Genomic DNA, 13,015 nt, shown 5'->3' on the forward strand with positions numbered 1-13,015 from the left:
AAGGGGCCGCGGGCCCTCTCGTCAACCCTGTCAGCGGCGGGCCGTCATCGTGCCCTCCACCGCGAAGAGCTGTTCCTCGACGTGGTCCAGGGCGAGGCGCAGGGCGCCCGTGGCCACGGCGGCCTCGCCCAGGAGGGAGAGGGCGACCTTCGGTGGGCGCAGGCAGTAGCGGGACAGTTCGCGGCGCAGGGGGTCGAGGACGCCGTCCAGGCCGGTCGCCCAGCCGCCGATGACGACCAGCTCCGGGTCCAGGGCGAGGACGAGAGCGGCGACGTCGTGGACGAGGCGCTGGATGAAGCGGTCGAAGGCGGCGCGGGCCCGCTGGTCGCCCTCGCGGGCCAGCGCGAAGACCTCGGCGACGGCCTGCTCGTCGAGGGGGTGGAGGGGTTCGCCCGTCGTGGACAGAAGCGTTTCCGGGGTGACCTCGCGCCCCAGCAGATGCAGGGCGCCGATCTCGCCGGCCGCCCCGCCGTACCCCCGGTGCAGCTGTCCGCCGATGAGGGAACCGGCACCAGGACTCAGTCCGGCCAGCACGAACACGACGTCGTCCGACTCGGTGGCGGCACCCTTCCAGTGCTCGGCGACGGCCGCGGCGTTGGCGTCGTTCTCGACCAGCACCGGGCACTTGAAGGAGCGGCTGAGCCGCTCGCCGAGGTGCAGCCCCGTCCACTCGGGCAGCGCCGCGCACAGCCGTACCGCGCCGTCCGCCTCCACGATGCCCGGCGTGGCCACCCCGACCGCGCGCAGGGAGTCCCGGGCGACGCCCGCCCGGCGCAGCAGCTCGGCGACCGCGGTGCGCAGCCGTTCCAGGCGCTCGTCCGCCCCGGCCGCCTCGTCCACCTCCTTGGCCTGCGCGCCCAGCACCCGCCCGTCCAGGTCGGACAGCAGCGCGGCGACCCGGTGCGGCCCGATCTCCAGGCCGAGCAGATGCCCCGCCTCGGCCCGGAAGCGGAACCTCCGGGCGGGCCGCCCCTGCCGCCGGACCACGCTCTCATCGGCGGCCTTCTCGACGACGTACCCCGCCTCGATCAGCCCCTCTACGACCCCCTCGACCGTCGGCCGGGACAGCCCCGTCACCCGGGTGATCTCGGTGAGGGTCGCGCAGTCGGTGGCGCGCAGCGCGTGCAGCACCACCGCGGAGTTGATCCTTCGCAGCAGCGAGGGGTCCCCGCCGGTAAGCCGCCCCACCGTCCGTCCTCCCAGCTCGTGCGCGTGTTGGCCGGATCGTACTCGGCGCGGCGGACCCCGGCGAGTGCCAGGGACTGTCCGGTGGATCACCAAGCCGTGGGGGTGGAGATACTGGATGACATGGACATCGTGAGGGACCTCGCCGTGCTGGACCTGCTGTGTGTCCGGGACTTTCCCGGGGTGCACGGCAGCACGGAGGTGGGCAGCGGCGGACCGGGTTACTTCATGGTCTCCCTGGGACCGGGAGCCTGGCCGAGCCCGGAGGACCTCCACGCCTACGAGACCGCCGTGGCCGAGCGCCTGGACGAACGGCTGGGCGGTCAGGCCCGCTCGGAAACCGTGACGCTCAGGGAGCGCCTGACGCGCGGTGAGCGCATATCCGAGCCCTGGGCCTCGCTGGGTGTCCTGGCCGACGACCTGCGGACCTGGCCGGCCGGCGAGACGGGCCGCTGGATCACCCTCGCCGTCTCCGACCGGGACGAACCGGACAGGGCCCGCCTCCTCGCCGCCGTGACCGACACCGAGCCACCCTTCACCGGCCGGCCTTCGGGCGGCTAACCTTCGGCGGCGACCCTGAGCCGCGCGAACTCCTCCGCCATCGTCTGCGCCGTCCAGTGGGCGTTCAGGCCACTGGGGTTCGGCAGCACCCACACCCGCGTGTCCCCGATGACCCGGTCCTGCGGCCCCACCCGGGCCTTTCGGTCGTCGAACGCGGCTCGATAGGCCGTCACCCCCACCACCGCCAGCCACCGCGGCCTCAGCCGCGCCACCTTCAGCGCCAACCGCCGGCCGCCCTCGCGGTACTCCTCGGCACTCAGCTCGTCCGCCCGTGCCGTCGCCCGCGCCACGACGTTCGTGATGCCCAGCCCGTACGACGGCAACTCCCCCTGCTCCGAGGGCTTCAGCAGCCGAGGGGTGAAGCCGGACAGGTGGAGCACCGGCCAGAAGCGGTTGCCGGGGCGGGCGAAATGGTGGCCCGTGGCGGCCGTCATCAGGCCGGGGTTGATGCCGCAGAACAGGACATGGAGGCCGTCCGCGACCACGTCCGGGACGAGACGGTCGCGGGCGGCCTGAAGTTCCGCCGGGGTGAAGCGGGTCAGAGGATCGCCCCCGGGGCGTAGCCCGCGGCCTCCGGGTGCTGCTTGACGATCTCCTCGACGCGGCCCACTACGGCGGCGACCTGGTCGGCCGCGGCGCCGGTGAAGGACAGCTTGTCGGCCATCAGCGCGTCCAGCCGGGCGCGGTCGAGCGGGATGCGCTCGTCGGCGGCCAGCTTGTCGAGCAGCTCGTTGCGTTCGGCGCCCTGCTCGCGCATGGCCAGCGCGGAGGCGACGGCGTTCTCCTTGATCGCCTCGTGCGCGACCTCTCGGCCGACGCCGGCGCGCACCGCCCCCATCAGCACCTTGGTGGTGGCGAGGAAGGGGAGGTAACGGTCCAGCTCACGCGCGACGACTGCGGGGAACGCGCCGAACTCGTCGAGTACCGTCAGGAACGTCTCCAGCAGGCCGTCCAGCGCGAAGAAGGCGTCCGGGAGGGCCACCCGGCGCACCACCGAGCAGGACACGTCGCCCTCGTTCCACTGGTCGCCGGCCAGCTCGCCCGTCATCGAGGCGTAGCCGCGCAGGATCACCATGAGGCCGTTGACGCGCTCGCAGGACCGCGTGTTCATCTTGTGCGGCATGGCGGAGGAACCGACCTGGCCCGGCTTGAAGCCCTCGGTCACCAGTTCGTGCCCGGCCATCAGCCGGATCGTCTTGGCCAGCGAGGAGGGGGCCGCGGCCAGTTGGACCAGCGCGGTGACGACCTCGTAGTCAAGCGAGCGCGGGTAGACCTGGCCGACCGAGGTGAACGCCTGCGAGAAACCGAGGTGCCCGGCGATCCGGTTCTCCAGCTCGGCCAGCTTCGCCGCGTCGCCGCCCAGCAGGTCCAGCATGTCCTGCGCCGTGCCGACCGGGCCCTTGATGCCCCGCAGCGGGTAGCGGGCGAGGAGTTCCTCGACCCGGCCGTACGCGACGAGCAGTTCGTCGGCGGCCGTCGCGAACCGCTTGCCCAGCGTCGTGGCCTGCGCGGCCACGTTGTGCGAGCGGCCCGCCATGACCAGCTCGCCGTACTCGCCGGCCAGCTTGGCCAGCCGGGCCAGGACGGCCACCGTACGGTCGCGCATCAGCTCCAGCGAGAGCCGGATCTGCAGCTGCTCGACGTTCTCGGTGAGGTCGCGCGAGGTCATGCCCTTGTGGACGTGCTCGTGCCCGGCGAGGTCGTTGAACTCCTCGATCCGCGCCTTCACGTCGTGCCGCGTGACCTTCTCGCGCTCGGCGATCGAGACCAGGTCGACGGTGTCCAGGACGCGCTCGTAGTCGGCGATCGCCGCGTCCGGCACCTCGATCCCGAGGTCCTTCTGGGCCCGCAGCACGGCGAGCCAGAGCTGCCGCTCCAGCTTCACCTTCTGCTCGGGCGACCAGAGCGTGGCGAGCTCGGCGGAGGCGTAGCGTCCGGCGAGGACGTTCGGGATGCGGGGCTTGGCGGGAGCGGAAGTCACGTGTACGGATTCTACTGGCGATTCGTGCAGGCCAGCGCCACGCTTCCGTTCGTGGGAAGCTACGAGACCTGCGTCACCGGACGGAGTCGGCGAGGTCCGCCAGCACGTCCGCGTGGCAGGGCAGGGGCGCGCACCAGCAGGCCAGCGTCTTCCCGCGCAGCTCTTCGACCAGCTCCAGCAGGTCGGGCCGCTCCAGCAGATACGCCCGGTACATCGCCATGACCTCCGCGCGGGTGCCGTCCCGGCGGCGCTTGGGGGTGTCGTAGGCGAAGGGGTTGCGGAGCGGGTGCCCGGGCAGGTCCCAGCCGCCCAGGGTCCAGCGGCGACCGACATAGACCACGTCAGCGGGGGCGAGTTCCAGCCGGGCGCCGTACTCGTGGAGGAGGCCCCGGAGGTTGATCACCCGCGTCGGCATCGGGGGCTCACACCGCCGGGCCCTCGTAGGGCAGCAGTTCCGGCCGCTTGGCGGGGCGGCCGTCGCCCGAGGAGCGGCCGGTCAGCCGGCGGCCTATCCACGGGAGCAGATGCTGCCGGGCGAACCGGGCGTCCGCGATCCGCCGGGCGGCCCAGCCGGGCGGCACCGTGGCCGGTACCGGCGTACGCCACTCGGTGTCCTCGGGGTCGTAGCCGAGTGCCTGCCAGACGGCCTCGGCGACCCTGCGGTGGCCCTCCGCCGTGAGGTGCAGCCGGTCCACGTCCCACAGCCGCGGGTCGGCGAGCGAGGGCGCCCCGTACAGGTCGACGACCACGGCGCCGTGCCGCTCGGCCAGCGTGTCGACGGTCGCGAACAGCTCCTCCATGCGCGGCCGGAACCGATCCAGGACCGGACCCTGACGGCCCGGACTGCGCATCAGCACCAACTGCTCGCAGGACGGCGCCAGCCGCTCCACGGCCTCCGTCAGCAGAGCCCGTACGCGTCCCATGTCGCACTTGGGTCGCAGCGTGTCGTTGAGCCCGCCGACCAGCGTGATCACATCGGGCCGCAGGGCCGCCGCCACGTCCACCTGCTCGTCGACGATCTGCCCGATCAGCTTGCCGCGCACCGCGAGGTTGGCATAGCGGAAACCGGGCGTGTGGGCGGCCATCCGGCCGGCGAGGAGGTCGGCCCAGCCGCGGTAGGAGCCGTCGGGCAACAGGTCCGACATGCCCTCCGTGAAGGAGTCGCCGACCGCGACCAGGCTGGTGTACGAGGGAGAGGCGTTCGTCTGCATGGCGTCAGCGATGGTAACCCGACGCCATACCCGTCGGTCGGTCGGCCTTCCGGCGCCCGCGCTCAGGCCGGCTGCCCGAACAGCTCCCGCAGCACGTCCTCCATGGTCACCAGCCCCTCCAGCCGGCCGTCGTCGCCGAGCACGGCGGCCAGATGGGTACGACTGCCCCGCATCGCCGTGAGCACGTCGTCCAGGGGCGTGCTCGCTCGCACGCGCGCGATGGGCCGCATGTCCCGCACCCGGAACGGCACATCGCGTCCCAAGGCGTCCAGCGCGTCCTTCACGTGCAGATAGCCGGTGATCCGGCGGCCCTCGTCCACCACCGGGAAGCGCGAGAAGCCCGACTCGGCCGAGAGCCGTTCCAGCTCCTCCGGCGTGACGCCCACGCGCGCGTACACGACGCGTTCCAGCGGCAGGACGACGTCGCGCACCGGACGCCTGCCCAGCTCGAGCGCGTCGCTCAGCCGCTCCAGCGCCCGGTCGTCGATCAGCCCCGCCTCACCCGAGTCACGCACGATCCGGGCCAGCTCGGCGTCCGAGAAGGTGGCGGCGACCTCGTTCCTGGTCTCCACCCGCAGCAGCTTCAGCAGCGCGTTGGCGAAGGCGTTGACCGTGAAGATCACCGGGCGCAGCCCCCGCGACAGGGCGACCAGCGGCGGCCCGAGCAGCAGCGCGCTGCGCACCGGCTCGGCGAGCGCCACGTTCTTCGGCACCATCTCGCCCAGCAGCATGTGCAGATAGGTCGCCAGGGTCAGCGCGATCACGAAGGACACCACGTGCCCGGCCCCCGCCGACACGCCCACGGCGTGGAACACCGGCTCCAGCAGATGCGCGATCGCCGGCTCGGCGACGACACCCAGGACCAGCGTGCACAGCGTGATGCCCAGTTGCGCGGCCGCCAGCAGCGCGGACACGTGCTCCAGCCCCCACAGCACGCTCTTCGCCCGCCGGTCGCCCTCCTCGGCGTACGGCTCGATCTGGCTGCGGCGCACCGAGATCAGCGCGAACTCCGCGCCGACGAAGAAGGCGTTGACGACGAGGGTCGCGAGGCCGATCAGCAGTTGTACGGCGGTCATTTCGCATCCTCCCCCTGGCCCGCCCCGGCCTCGTCCTCGAACGGCGCGTGCAGCAGCACCCGAGCGGCCCGGCGCCCCGAGGCGTCCACCACGTCCAGCCGCCACCCGGTGACGTCGACGGTGTCGCCGACGGCCGGGATCCGGCCCAGCCGGGTCGCCACGAGTCCGGCCAGCGTCTCGTACGGTCCCTCGGGCGCCCGCAGACCGACGCGGGCGAGCTGGTCGACGCGGGCCGAGCCGTCGGCCGAGTACAGGGCGCGGCCCTCGTCGTCGCTGCCCGCGAGGGCGAGGTCGGGAGTCTCGTGCGGGTCGTGCTCGTCGCGGACCTCGCCGACGACCTCCTCGACGATGTCCTCCAGGGTGGCCACGCCGGCGGTGCCGCCGTACTCGTCGATCACCACCGCCATCGTCCGCTTGCCGGACAGCCGGTCCAGCAGCCGGTCGACGGTGAGGGTCTCGGGGACGAGGAGGGGCTCGCGCATGATCTCGGAGACCGGGACGCGGGTGCGGCGCTCGGCGGATATCGCCAGCACGTCCTTGACGTGGGCGGTGCCGACGACAGAGTCCAGGCCGCCGCGGTGGACGGGGAAGCGGGACAGCCCGGTCGCCCGGGTCGCGTTGGCCACGTCCTCGCAGGTCGCCTGGGCATCGAGGGCCACGACCTGGACGCGGGGTGTCATCACGTTCTCCGCGGTCAGGTCGGCCAGGTTGAGGGTCCGGACGAACAGCTCGGCGGTGTCCGCCTCCAGAGCGCCCTCCCGGGCGGAGTGCCGCGCCAGCGCCACCAGTTCCTTGGGGCCGCGCGCGGAGGCCAGCTCCTCGGCGGGTTCCAGGCCGAAGCGGCGCACCACGCGGTTCGCGGTGTTGTTGAGGTGGGTGATGAAGGGCCGGAAGGCGGCGCTGAACCAGCGCTGGGCGTTGCCCACGCGCTTGGCCACCGGCAGGGGTGAGGAGATCGCCCAGTTCTTCGGCACCAGCTCGCCGACGACCATCAGGAACACGGTCGACAGCGCCGTACCCAGCACCAGGGCGAGCGAGGTCGCCGCCGAGCGGGAGAGGCCGAGTGCCTGGAGCGGGCCGGCGATCAGCCTGGCGATGGACGGCTCGGCGAGCATGCCGACGACCAGGTTGGTGACGGTGATGCCGAGCTGGGCGCCGGAGAGCTGGAACGTCAGGTTCCGCACGGCTTTCAAGGCACCCGAGGCGCCCCGCTCGCCGCGCTCCACGGCCTGCTCCAGCTCGCCGCGCTCGACCGTGGTCAGCGAGAACTCGGCCGCGACGAAGGCGCCGCAGGCGAGCGACAGCAGGATCGCCACCAGCAGCAGGAGCACTTCGGTCATCGGGTCACCTCCGTCCCATGGTCGGGCAGGGCGGGGAGGATCGCGCGATGTCGCGTACTGCTCCTACGACTGGGAGGGTCGCCCATGGACGGACGCTCACACCTTTCATGCCGGACCGGGTGGTCCCCGACGGGGGGACCGAAGGGTGCCCCCATGGTAAAGGATGAGCAAAGGGGCTCAGTCGGTGAGCGGCTTCACCCAGCGTCGCCAGTGTTCCTCGGGCGCGTATCCGGCCGCGCGCCAGGCGTGCTGGGCGGTCTCGTTGCGGACCAGGACCATCGCGTCCCCGCGGCGGCCGCCGAGCCGTACGAAGCGGTCCTCGGCGGCGGCCAGCAGCGCCGAGCCGATGCCCTGGCGGCGCCGGCGCGGGTCGACCGCGAGCCGGTAGAGATGGCAGCGCCAGCCGTCGAAGCCGGCGATGACCGTGCCGACCAGCTCGCCGTCCCGCTCGGCCAGGATCAACGCCTCCGGGTCGCGCTCGACCAGCCGCTCCACGCCGTCCCGGTCGTCGCTGATGCTCGTGCCCTCGGCGGCGGTCTTCCAGAAGGCGAGGACGGCGTCGAGGTCGGCCGGGGCCGCTGCTCGGATCCGCAGTTCAGTCATGCGGCGATCTCATCACCGGGGGTCGTCCGATACACGGAATTCCAGTATCCGGACGACTCCCGCCCCGAAGGGGTCACTCGTGGGCGATCGCCTCCAGGACGTTCATGCGGGACGCCCGCAGCGCAGGCAGGAGGGCCGCCACGACGCCCACCACCGCCGAGCCGATCACCACCGCGATGATCGTGCCCCAGGGGATGGCGAGGGCCTTCATGCCCTGCAGGGCCAGGACCTGCTGGGTGCACACGCCCCACACCAGGCCCAGCGCGAGCCCCAGCACCGCGCCGAACACCGCGATCACCACCGACTCCAGCCGGATCATCCGCCGCAACTGGCGCCGGGCGAGCCCGATGGCCCGCAGCAGCCCGATCTCGCGGGTGCGTTCCACCACCGACAGGGCGAGGGTGTTGACCACGCCGAGCACCGCGATGATGATCGCGAGGCCGAGCAGCGCGTACACCAGGTACAGCAGCACGGCGATCTGGTCGTGGACCAGTTTCTTGTAGTCGGCCTGGTCGCGGACCTGGACCTGCGGGTACGGCTTGAGGGTCCGCTCCAGGTTCTTGCGGAGCTGGTCGGCGCTCGTACCGGGGGACTTGTCGACGTACAGCACGCTGTCCTCGCCGCCCGGCACGTACTTCTCGACGGTGGCGATGCCGAAGTACAGGCCGCCCTGGGTGCCGAACCCGCTGGACCCGTCCTGGTTGGTGAGGGCGGCGACCCTGGCCCGGGTCGCGTGCCCGCCGGGGAACTGGACGGGGAGCACGCTGCCGAGCCGTACGTGGTGGTCGTCGGCGAACTTGGCGTCCATGGCGATGTTGCCGTCCGCCAGCGCGGCGGCGGTGTTGCCCCGCGTGTAGGTGATGTGCGCGACGTCGTCCAGCCGCGGGTCGAAGCCGGCGGCCGTGGTCGCGACGCGCTTGCCGTCCGGCAGTCGTACCGCGACACCTGTGAAGCGTTCCCGGACGACGAGACGGACCCCCTCCGTCGCCCGCACCTTGTCGGTGATCTCCCGGTTGAACGGCAGGAAGTTGGTGTTCTGCACCATGAAGTCGGCGCCGAGCGTCCGGTCGATCTGCCGGTCGAAGGACTTGGACATCGAGGCGCTGGCCACCGACATCCCGCCCACCAGCGCGAGGCCCACCATCAGCGCGGCCGCGGTGGCACCCGTACGGCGGGGGTTGCGCAGGGCGTTGCGCTGGCTCATGCGGCCGACCGACCCGAACAGCGCCGGGAAAGCCCCGCCCAGCACCCGGATCATCGGCCGGACCAGCAGCGGGCCGGCGATCACGGTCGCGATCAGCGTCAGCACCACGCCGAGCCCGAGCAGGGAGGCCGCCGAGGCCGTCTTCGAGGACGCGGCGCAGCCCGCCAGCGCGGCCGCCCCGAGCGCCCCGACGACGGACCCGACCACCGCACGGGTCTTCAACGGCCGCCCCATGCCCGCCACTTCGGCGTCCGCGAGGGCCGCCATGGGGGACACGCCGGCGGCCCGGCGGGCCGGCAGGTACGCGGCGACGAAGGTGACGCCGACCCCGACGGCGTACGCGGCGACCGGCGTCGGCCAGCCGACGACCATCTCGGTGGTCTTGAGGTTCATGCCGAAGCCGCTCATCAGCTTCAGCAGCCCCGCCGCGAGCCCGACCCCGGCCGCGAGGCCCAGGGTGGAGCCGACGAAGCCGAGCAGCACCGCCTCCGTGAGCACCGACCGGCGCACCTGCCGCCGGTCGGCGCCGAGGGCGCGCAGCAGGCCCAGTTCGCGGGTGCGCTGGGCGATCAGCATGGAGAAGGTGTTGACGATCAGGAAGATCCCGACGAGGACGGCGATCCCGGCGAAGCCGAGCATGACGTACTTGATGACGTCGAGGAACCCGCCGAGTTGTGCCGCCGAGGACTTGGCCTGTTCGCCGGCCGTGCGCACGTCGTACGCGCCGGTGCCGGTCACGGCGGCCACCCGTTGCTTGAGCACGGGATCGGTGACGCCCTTCGCGGCGAACACCGAGATGCCGGTGGCCCGGTCGGCGGAGCCGAGCAGCTTCGTCGCGGCCACCTGGGGGTCGAGGAAGACCAGGGCGGCGCCAGGGTTGGTGGTGGTGAAGGTGGCGATCCCGACGACCCGGACCCGGAAGGTGCCGGGCTGGGCCATCACGGTGAGCGGGTCGCCGATCCGTACGTGCTTCTTGTCGGCGGTGTCCGCGTCGAGCAGGGCCTCGCCGGCCCCGTGCGGGGCGTGGCCGGAGGTCAGGCGTACGGGGCTGCGGTCGGTGAGGTACCAGTCCGTGGCGATGGTGGGGGCGCCGGTGGTCGGTCCGACCGACTTGTCGTGCCGGTCGACGATGGTGACGTTCTGGACGCCGACGTCGGCGTGGGTGGACCTCACCCCGTCGACCCGGGCCAGTCGCCGCGCCAGCTCGGCGGGCAGGGTCCGGGCCTCGCCGGTGGGCACGGAGGACTTCAGGTCCTGCTTGGGGGAGACGGTGACGTCCGCGGCGGTGGAGTGGAAGAGCTGGTCGAAGGTGCGGGTCACCGTGTCGGAGAAGATCAGGCTGCCCACGACGAACGCCACGGACAGGATGATCGCGAGCGCCGAGAGCAGCAGCCTGCCCTTGTGCGCGAGGAAGCTCCGCAGCGTCGCCCTGAGCACCGGCCTACTCCTGTCCTTCCGTGGCACCGGACTGGCCGCGGATCACGTCGAAACGCTTCATCCGCTCCAGCACCGCCTCCGCCGTCGGCTGCCGCGTCTCGTCCACGATGCGCCCGTCGGCGAGGAACAGCACCACGTCGGAGTGGGCTGCGGCGCCCGGGTCGTGCGTGACCATGACGACCGTCTGCCCCAGATCGTCCACGGCCCGGCGCAGGAAGGCGAGTACCTCGAGTCCGGCCCGCGAGTCCAGGTTGCCGGTCGGCTCGTCCGCGAAGATCAGCTCGGGCCGGGAGGCCAGCGCCCGCGCACAGGCCACCCGCTGCTGCTGGCCGCCGGACAGCTGGGAGGGGCGGTGCCGCAGCCGGTCGCGCAGGCCGAGCGTGTCGATGACTTGGTCCAGCCACTCCTGGTCCGGCTTCTTGCCCGCGATGTCCATGGGCAGGGTGATGTTCTCGGCCGCGTTCAGCGTCGGGATCAGGTTGAACGACTGGAACATGAACCCGATCCGGTCCCGCCGCAGCCGGGTCAGCTCGCGATCCTTCAGCCCGGTGATCTCGGTGTCGCCGAGCCACACCTGGCCGGCCGAGACCGTGTCCAGGCCGGCCAGGCAGTGCATCAGCGTGGACTTGCCGGAGCCCGAGGGCCCCATGACGGCGGTGAAGCGGCGGCGCGCGATGTCCACGTCCACCGAGTCCAGGGCCAGCACGGTCGTCTCGCCCGATCCGTACGCCTTGGTCAGCGCGCGGGCGCGGGCGGCGACGCCGTCGGGCGACGGAGGGACCGTGGCGTGCTCCGCAGGTGCTGTGGACAAGGCAGCCTCCTCGTGGACGTGCCGATTCTGCTCGCCGCTGCCGAGGGTAGTGTGACCCGCCCCACAGCCGGTATCCACCACAGGTCCCGGTCCCTCTCCGTCCCAGGTCGCGCCCCTGATGCCGGTGTAAGGGGCATCTTCCATCCGGGGGACGCGCGAGGTTCCCGGAAGCGCCCCCTTGCCGGCGCTAGCGCATCGGCGCTAGCTTCGAGGTATGGCGAAGACCCAGCTGAACGTGAGAGTGGACGAGGGCACCGCCCGCGCCGCCCGCGAGCGCGCCCTGGCCCGCGGCATGAGCGTCAACCGCTACATCGAGGAACTGGTCAGACAGGACACCGGCGAGGTGGGGCACACGTTCGTCGAGGCCGCGGCCGACTTCATGAAGCAGTACGAGTCCGTCTTCGCGGAGGAGTTCGGCGGCGAGAACGAGGGCATGCGCGAAGGTAGCCACTGATCCCTTGAGCAACCTCAGAATCGACCTCGCCTGGCTCCTCATGCTCGCCGAACAGAACACTCCCGGCGATCCCCAGGTCACCGACTGGGGCGCCCTCGTCGCCGCCGTCGCACGGCACGAGGCGGAGATATTCGACGTGCCCGTGTACGACGGTCCGCACGCGCGTGCCGCCTCCCTGCTCCAACTCCTCATCCACGTCCCGGCGCTGGAGCGCACCAACGCCCTGTTCGCGACGGCCGTGGCCTACGGCTACCTCGTCGCCAGCGGTCTGAAGGTGGCCACCTCGCCCGTGCAGGTGCGCGAGCTGGCCCGGCTGGTCAAGAGCGGTGAGGCCACGGTGCACGACATCGCGGCGGAACTGCGGCAGTGGACGGTGTGATCACGGCCCGCCGGCCGGCTCCGTGGGCCCGGGCCGCCAGGCCATGCCGAGGACGCAGTACGAGGTCGGCAGGGTCGGTCCCCTCTCCGGCAGCGACAGCCGCCGGTAGGGACCGAGTTCGAACCCGGCCTCACGCAGGGCGGCGACCGGGTCCCGGCCCACATGACAGCCACCGTTGAGCCGCGGCCACACCGTACGGTCCAGCGTGCGCTGCGTGAGGGTCATGATCCGTCCGCCGCCGCGGCCGTGCTCGAAGAACCGCAGGACTCCGCCGGGCCGCAGGACCCGCCGTACCTCGCCGAGCGCCCGTTGCACGTCCCGCACGCTGCACAGCACCAGCGACAGGACCGCCGCGTCGAAGGCCTCGCTCTTGACGGGCAGCGCCTCCGCCGCGCCGGGCACGACGTCGACCGGCACCTCGGCGCGCAGCGCGTTCTCGACCGCGAACCGCCGCAGCAGGCGTTCCGGTTCGATCGCCACCACCTCCGAGACGGCGCTCGGATAGTGCGCGAAGTTCAGTCCATTGCCCGCACCGATCTCGACGACGCGTCCGGACAGACCGGTCAACAGCCGGTCACGGATGGCGCCCACGCCCATCCGGGTCTCGGCGGAGACACTGACCCGGGCGTAGTAGCGGGCGAACAGCGGGTGGTGCACGGCATCCCGGGCCGGCTTCGCCGAGCCGGAAAGGGGCGACCGCAGCGGCATGGGGACCTCCTCGGGAGGACGGGCCTTACCCCCGATTCTCCCCCGTCCGGCCCCGGCGCACCCGT

At 72.3% G+C, this 13,015-nt stretch carries 14 protein-coding genes; 3 read left to right on the top strand and 11 right to left on the bottom strand.

Translation table 11 applies throughout. The features are described 5' to 3' along the window. Positions 1 to 30: 30 nt before the first annotated feature. On the bottom strand, positions 31 to 1,188 hold the full coding sequence (locus ACIRVK_RS11760) for an ROK family protein (RefSeq protein ID WP_404245731.1): 1,158 nt from the start codon (positions 1,186 to 1,188) through the stop codon (positions 31 to 33). Positions 1,189 to 1,308: 120 nt separating this feature from the next. Here ACIRVK_RS11760 and ACIRVK_RS11765 point away from each other — a divergent pair, with 120 nt between their 5' ends. Continuing rightward, positions 1,309 to 1,746: a hypothetical protein gene (locus ACIRVK_RS11765; RefSeq protein WP_404245732.1), complete on the top strand. Its 438-nt coding sequence runs from the start codon at positions 1,309 to 1,311 to the stop codon at positions 1,744 to 1,746. On the opposite strand, the gene mug is transcribed toward ACIRVK_RS11765, so the two are convergent. From mug to ACIRVK_RS11810, 9 genes are all read right to left on the bottom strand, one after another. Next, positions 1,743 to 2,288, bottom strand: a complete 546-nt coding sequence (mug, locus tag ACIRVK_RS11770; RefSeq protein WP_404246135.1) for a G/U mismatch-specific DNA glycosylase — start codon at positions 2,286 to 2,288, stop codon at positions 1,743 to 1,745. The genes ACIRVK_RS11765 and mug overlap by 4 nt on opposite strands. After that, a complete protein-coding gene (gene purB / locus ACIRVK_RS11775; RefSeq protein WP_404245734.1) occupies positions 2,285 to 3,727 on the bottom strand; it encodes an adenylosuccinate lyase in 1,443 nt (480 codons plus the stop codon). The genes mug and purB overlap by 4 nt, the downstream gene beginning before the upstream one ends. A 73-nt stretch (positions 3,728 to 3,800) precedes the next feature. Further along, positions 3,801 to 4,142 carry a DUF4326 domain-containing protein gene (locus tag ACIRVK_RS11780; protein WP_404245735.1) on the bottom strand — a complete coding sequence of 114 codons (342 nt, stop codon included), beginning with the start codon at positions 4,140 to 4,142 and terminating at the stop codon, positions 3,801 to 3,803. Between the two features lie 7 nt (positions 4,143 to 4,149). After that, positions 4,150 to 4,938 carry an SGNH/GDSL hydrolase family protein gene (locus tag ACIRVK_RS11785; RefSeq protein WP_404245738.1) on the bottom strand — a complete coding sequence of 263 codons (789 nt, stop codon included), beginning with the start codon at positions 4,936 to 4,938 and terminating at the stop codon, positions 4,150 to 4,152. A 62-nt stretch (positions 4,939 to 5,000) separates the two neighbouring features. Next, positions 5,001 to 6,014, bottom strand: a complete 1,014-nt coding sequence (locus tag ACIRVK_RS11790) for a hemolysin family protein (protein ID WP_404245740.1) — start codon at positions 6,012 to 6,014, stop codon at positions 5,001 to 5,003. Then, positions 6,011 to 7,354, bottom strand: a complete 1,344-nt coding sequence (locus ACIRVK_RS11795) for a hemolysin family protein (RefSeq protein ID WP_404245741.1) — start codon at positions 7,352 to 7,354, stop codon at positions 6,011 to 6,013. Before ACIRVK_RS11795 ends, ACIRVK_RS11790 begins: the two co-directional genes overlap by 4 nt. 177 nt (positions 7,355 to 7,531) lie before the next feature. Next, positions 7,532 to 7,957 carry a GNAT family N-acetyltransferase gene (locus ACIRVK_RS11800; protein ID WP_404245743.1) on the bottom strand — a complete coding sequence of 142 codons (426 nt, stop codon included), beginning with the start codon at positions 7,955 to 7,957 and terminating at the stop codon, positions 7,532 to 7,534. Between the two features lie 73 nt (positions 7,958 to 8,030). Next, on the bottom strand, positions 8,031 to 10,598 hold the full coding sequence (locus ACIRVK_RS11805; RefSeq protein ID WP_404245745.1) for an ABC transporter permease: 2,568 nt from the start codon (positions 10,596 to 10,598) through the stop codon (positions 8,031 to 8,033). Positions 10,599 to 10,602: 4 nt separating this feature from the next. Next, a complete protein-coding gene (locus ACIRVK_RS11810) occupies positions 10,603 to 11,409 on the bottom strand; it encodes an ABC transporter ATP-binding protein (RefSeq protein WP_404245747.1) in 807 nt (268 codons plus the stop codon). 214 nt (positions 11,410 to 11,623) lie between these two features. On the opposite strand from ACIRVK_RS11810, the gene ACIRVK_RS11815 reads away from it, so the two are divergent. Both ACIRVK_RS11815 and ACIRVK_RS11820 read left to right on the top strand, forming a co-directional pair. Then, positions 11,624 to 11,863 carry a toxin-antitoxin system HicB family antitoxin gene (locus ACIRVK_RS11815; protein WP_404245749.1) on the top strand — a complete coding sequence of 80 codons (240 nt, stop codon included), beginning with the start codon at positions 11,624 to 11,626 and terminating at the stop codon, positions 11,861 to 11,863. Positions 11,864 to 11,867: 4 nt separating this feature from the next. Beyond that, entirely contained in the window at positions 11,868 to 12,242 is a 375-nt protein-coding gene (locus ACIRVK_RS11820; RefSeq protein WP_404245751.1) for a fic family toxin-antitoxin system, toxin component, read from the top strand. Here ACIRVK_RS11820 and ACIRVK_RS11825 read toward each other — a convergent pair whose 3' ends face one another. Next, positions 12,243 to 12,950 carry a class I SAM-dependent methyltransferase gene (locus ACIRVK_RS11825; protein WP_404245753.1) on the bottom strand — a complete coding sequence of 236 codons (708 nt, stop codon included), beginning with the start codon at positions 12,948 to 12,950 and terminating at the stop codon, positions 12,243 to 12,245. It abuts the gene before it with no gap. Positions 12,951 to 13,015: the final 65 nt, after the last annotated feature.

Source organism: Streptomyces sp. NPDC101152, assembly GCF_044768275.1.
GTDB lineage: Bacteria > Actinomycetota > Actinomycetes > Streptomycetales > Streptomycetaceae > Streptomyces.

What these genes read in the sequence shown, in the direction of transcription:
- ACIRVK_RS11825 (WP_404245753.1), bottom strand. Translation starts at nt 12,950, where the DNA reads ATGCCGCTGCGGTCGCCCCTTTCCGGCTCGGCGAAGCCGGCCCGGGAT.
- ACIRVK_RS11785 (WP_404245738.1), bottom strand. Translation starts at nt 4,938, where the DNA reads ATGCAGACGAACGCCTCTCCCTCGTACACCAGCCTGGTCGCGGTCGGC.
- ACIRVK_RS11765 (WP_404245732.1), top strand. Translation starts at nt 1,309, where the DNA reads ATGGACATCGTGAGGGACCTCGCCGTGCTGGACCTGCTGTGTGTCCGG.
- ACIRVK_RS11780 (WP_404245735.1), bottom strand. Translation starts at nt 4,142, where the DNA reads ATGCCGACGCGGGTGATCAACCTCCGGGGCCTCCTCCACGAGTACGGC.
- ACIRVK_RS11795 (WP_404245741.1), bottom strand. Translation starts at nt 7,354, where the DNA reads ATGACCGAAGTGCTCCTGCTGCTGGTGGCGATCCTGCTGTCGCTCGCC.
- ACIRVK_RS11800 (WP_404245743.1), bottom strand. Translation starts at nt 7,957, where the DNA reads ATGACTGAACTGCGGATCCGAGCAGCGGCCCCGGCCGACCTCGACGCC.
- ACIRVK_RS11815 (WP_404245749.1), top strand. Translation starts at nt 11,624, where the DNA reads ATGGCGAAGACCCAGCTGAACGTGAGAGTGGACGAGGGCACCGCCCGC.
- ACIRVK_RS11790 (WP_404245740.1), bottom strand. Translation starts at nt 6,014, where the DNA reads ATGACCGCCGTACAACTGCTGATCGGCCTCGCGACCCTCGTCGTCAAC.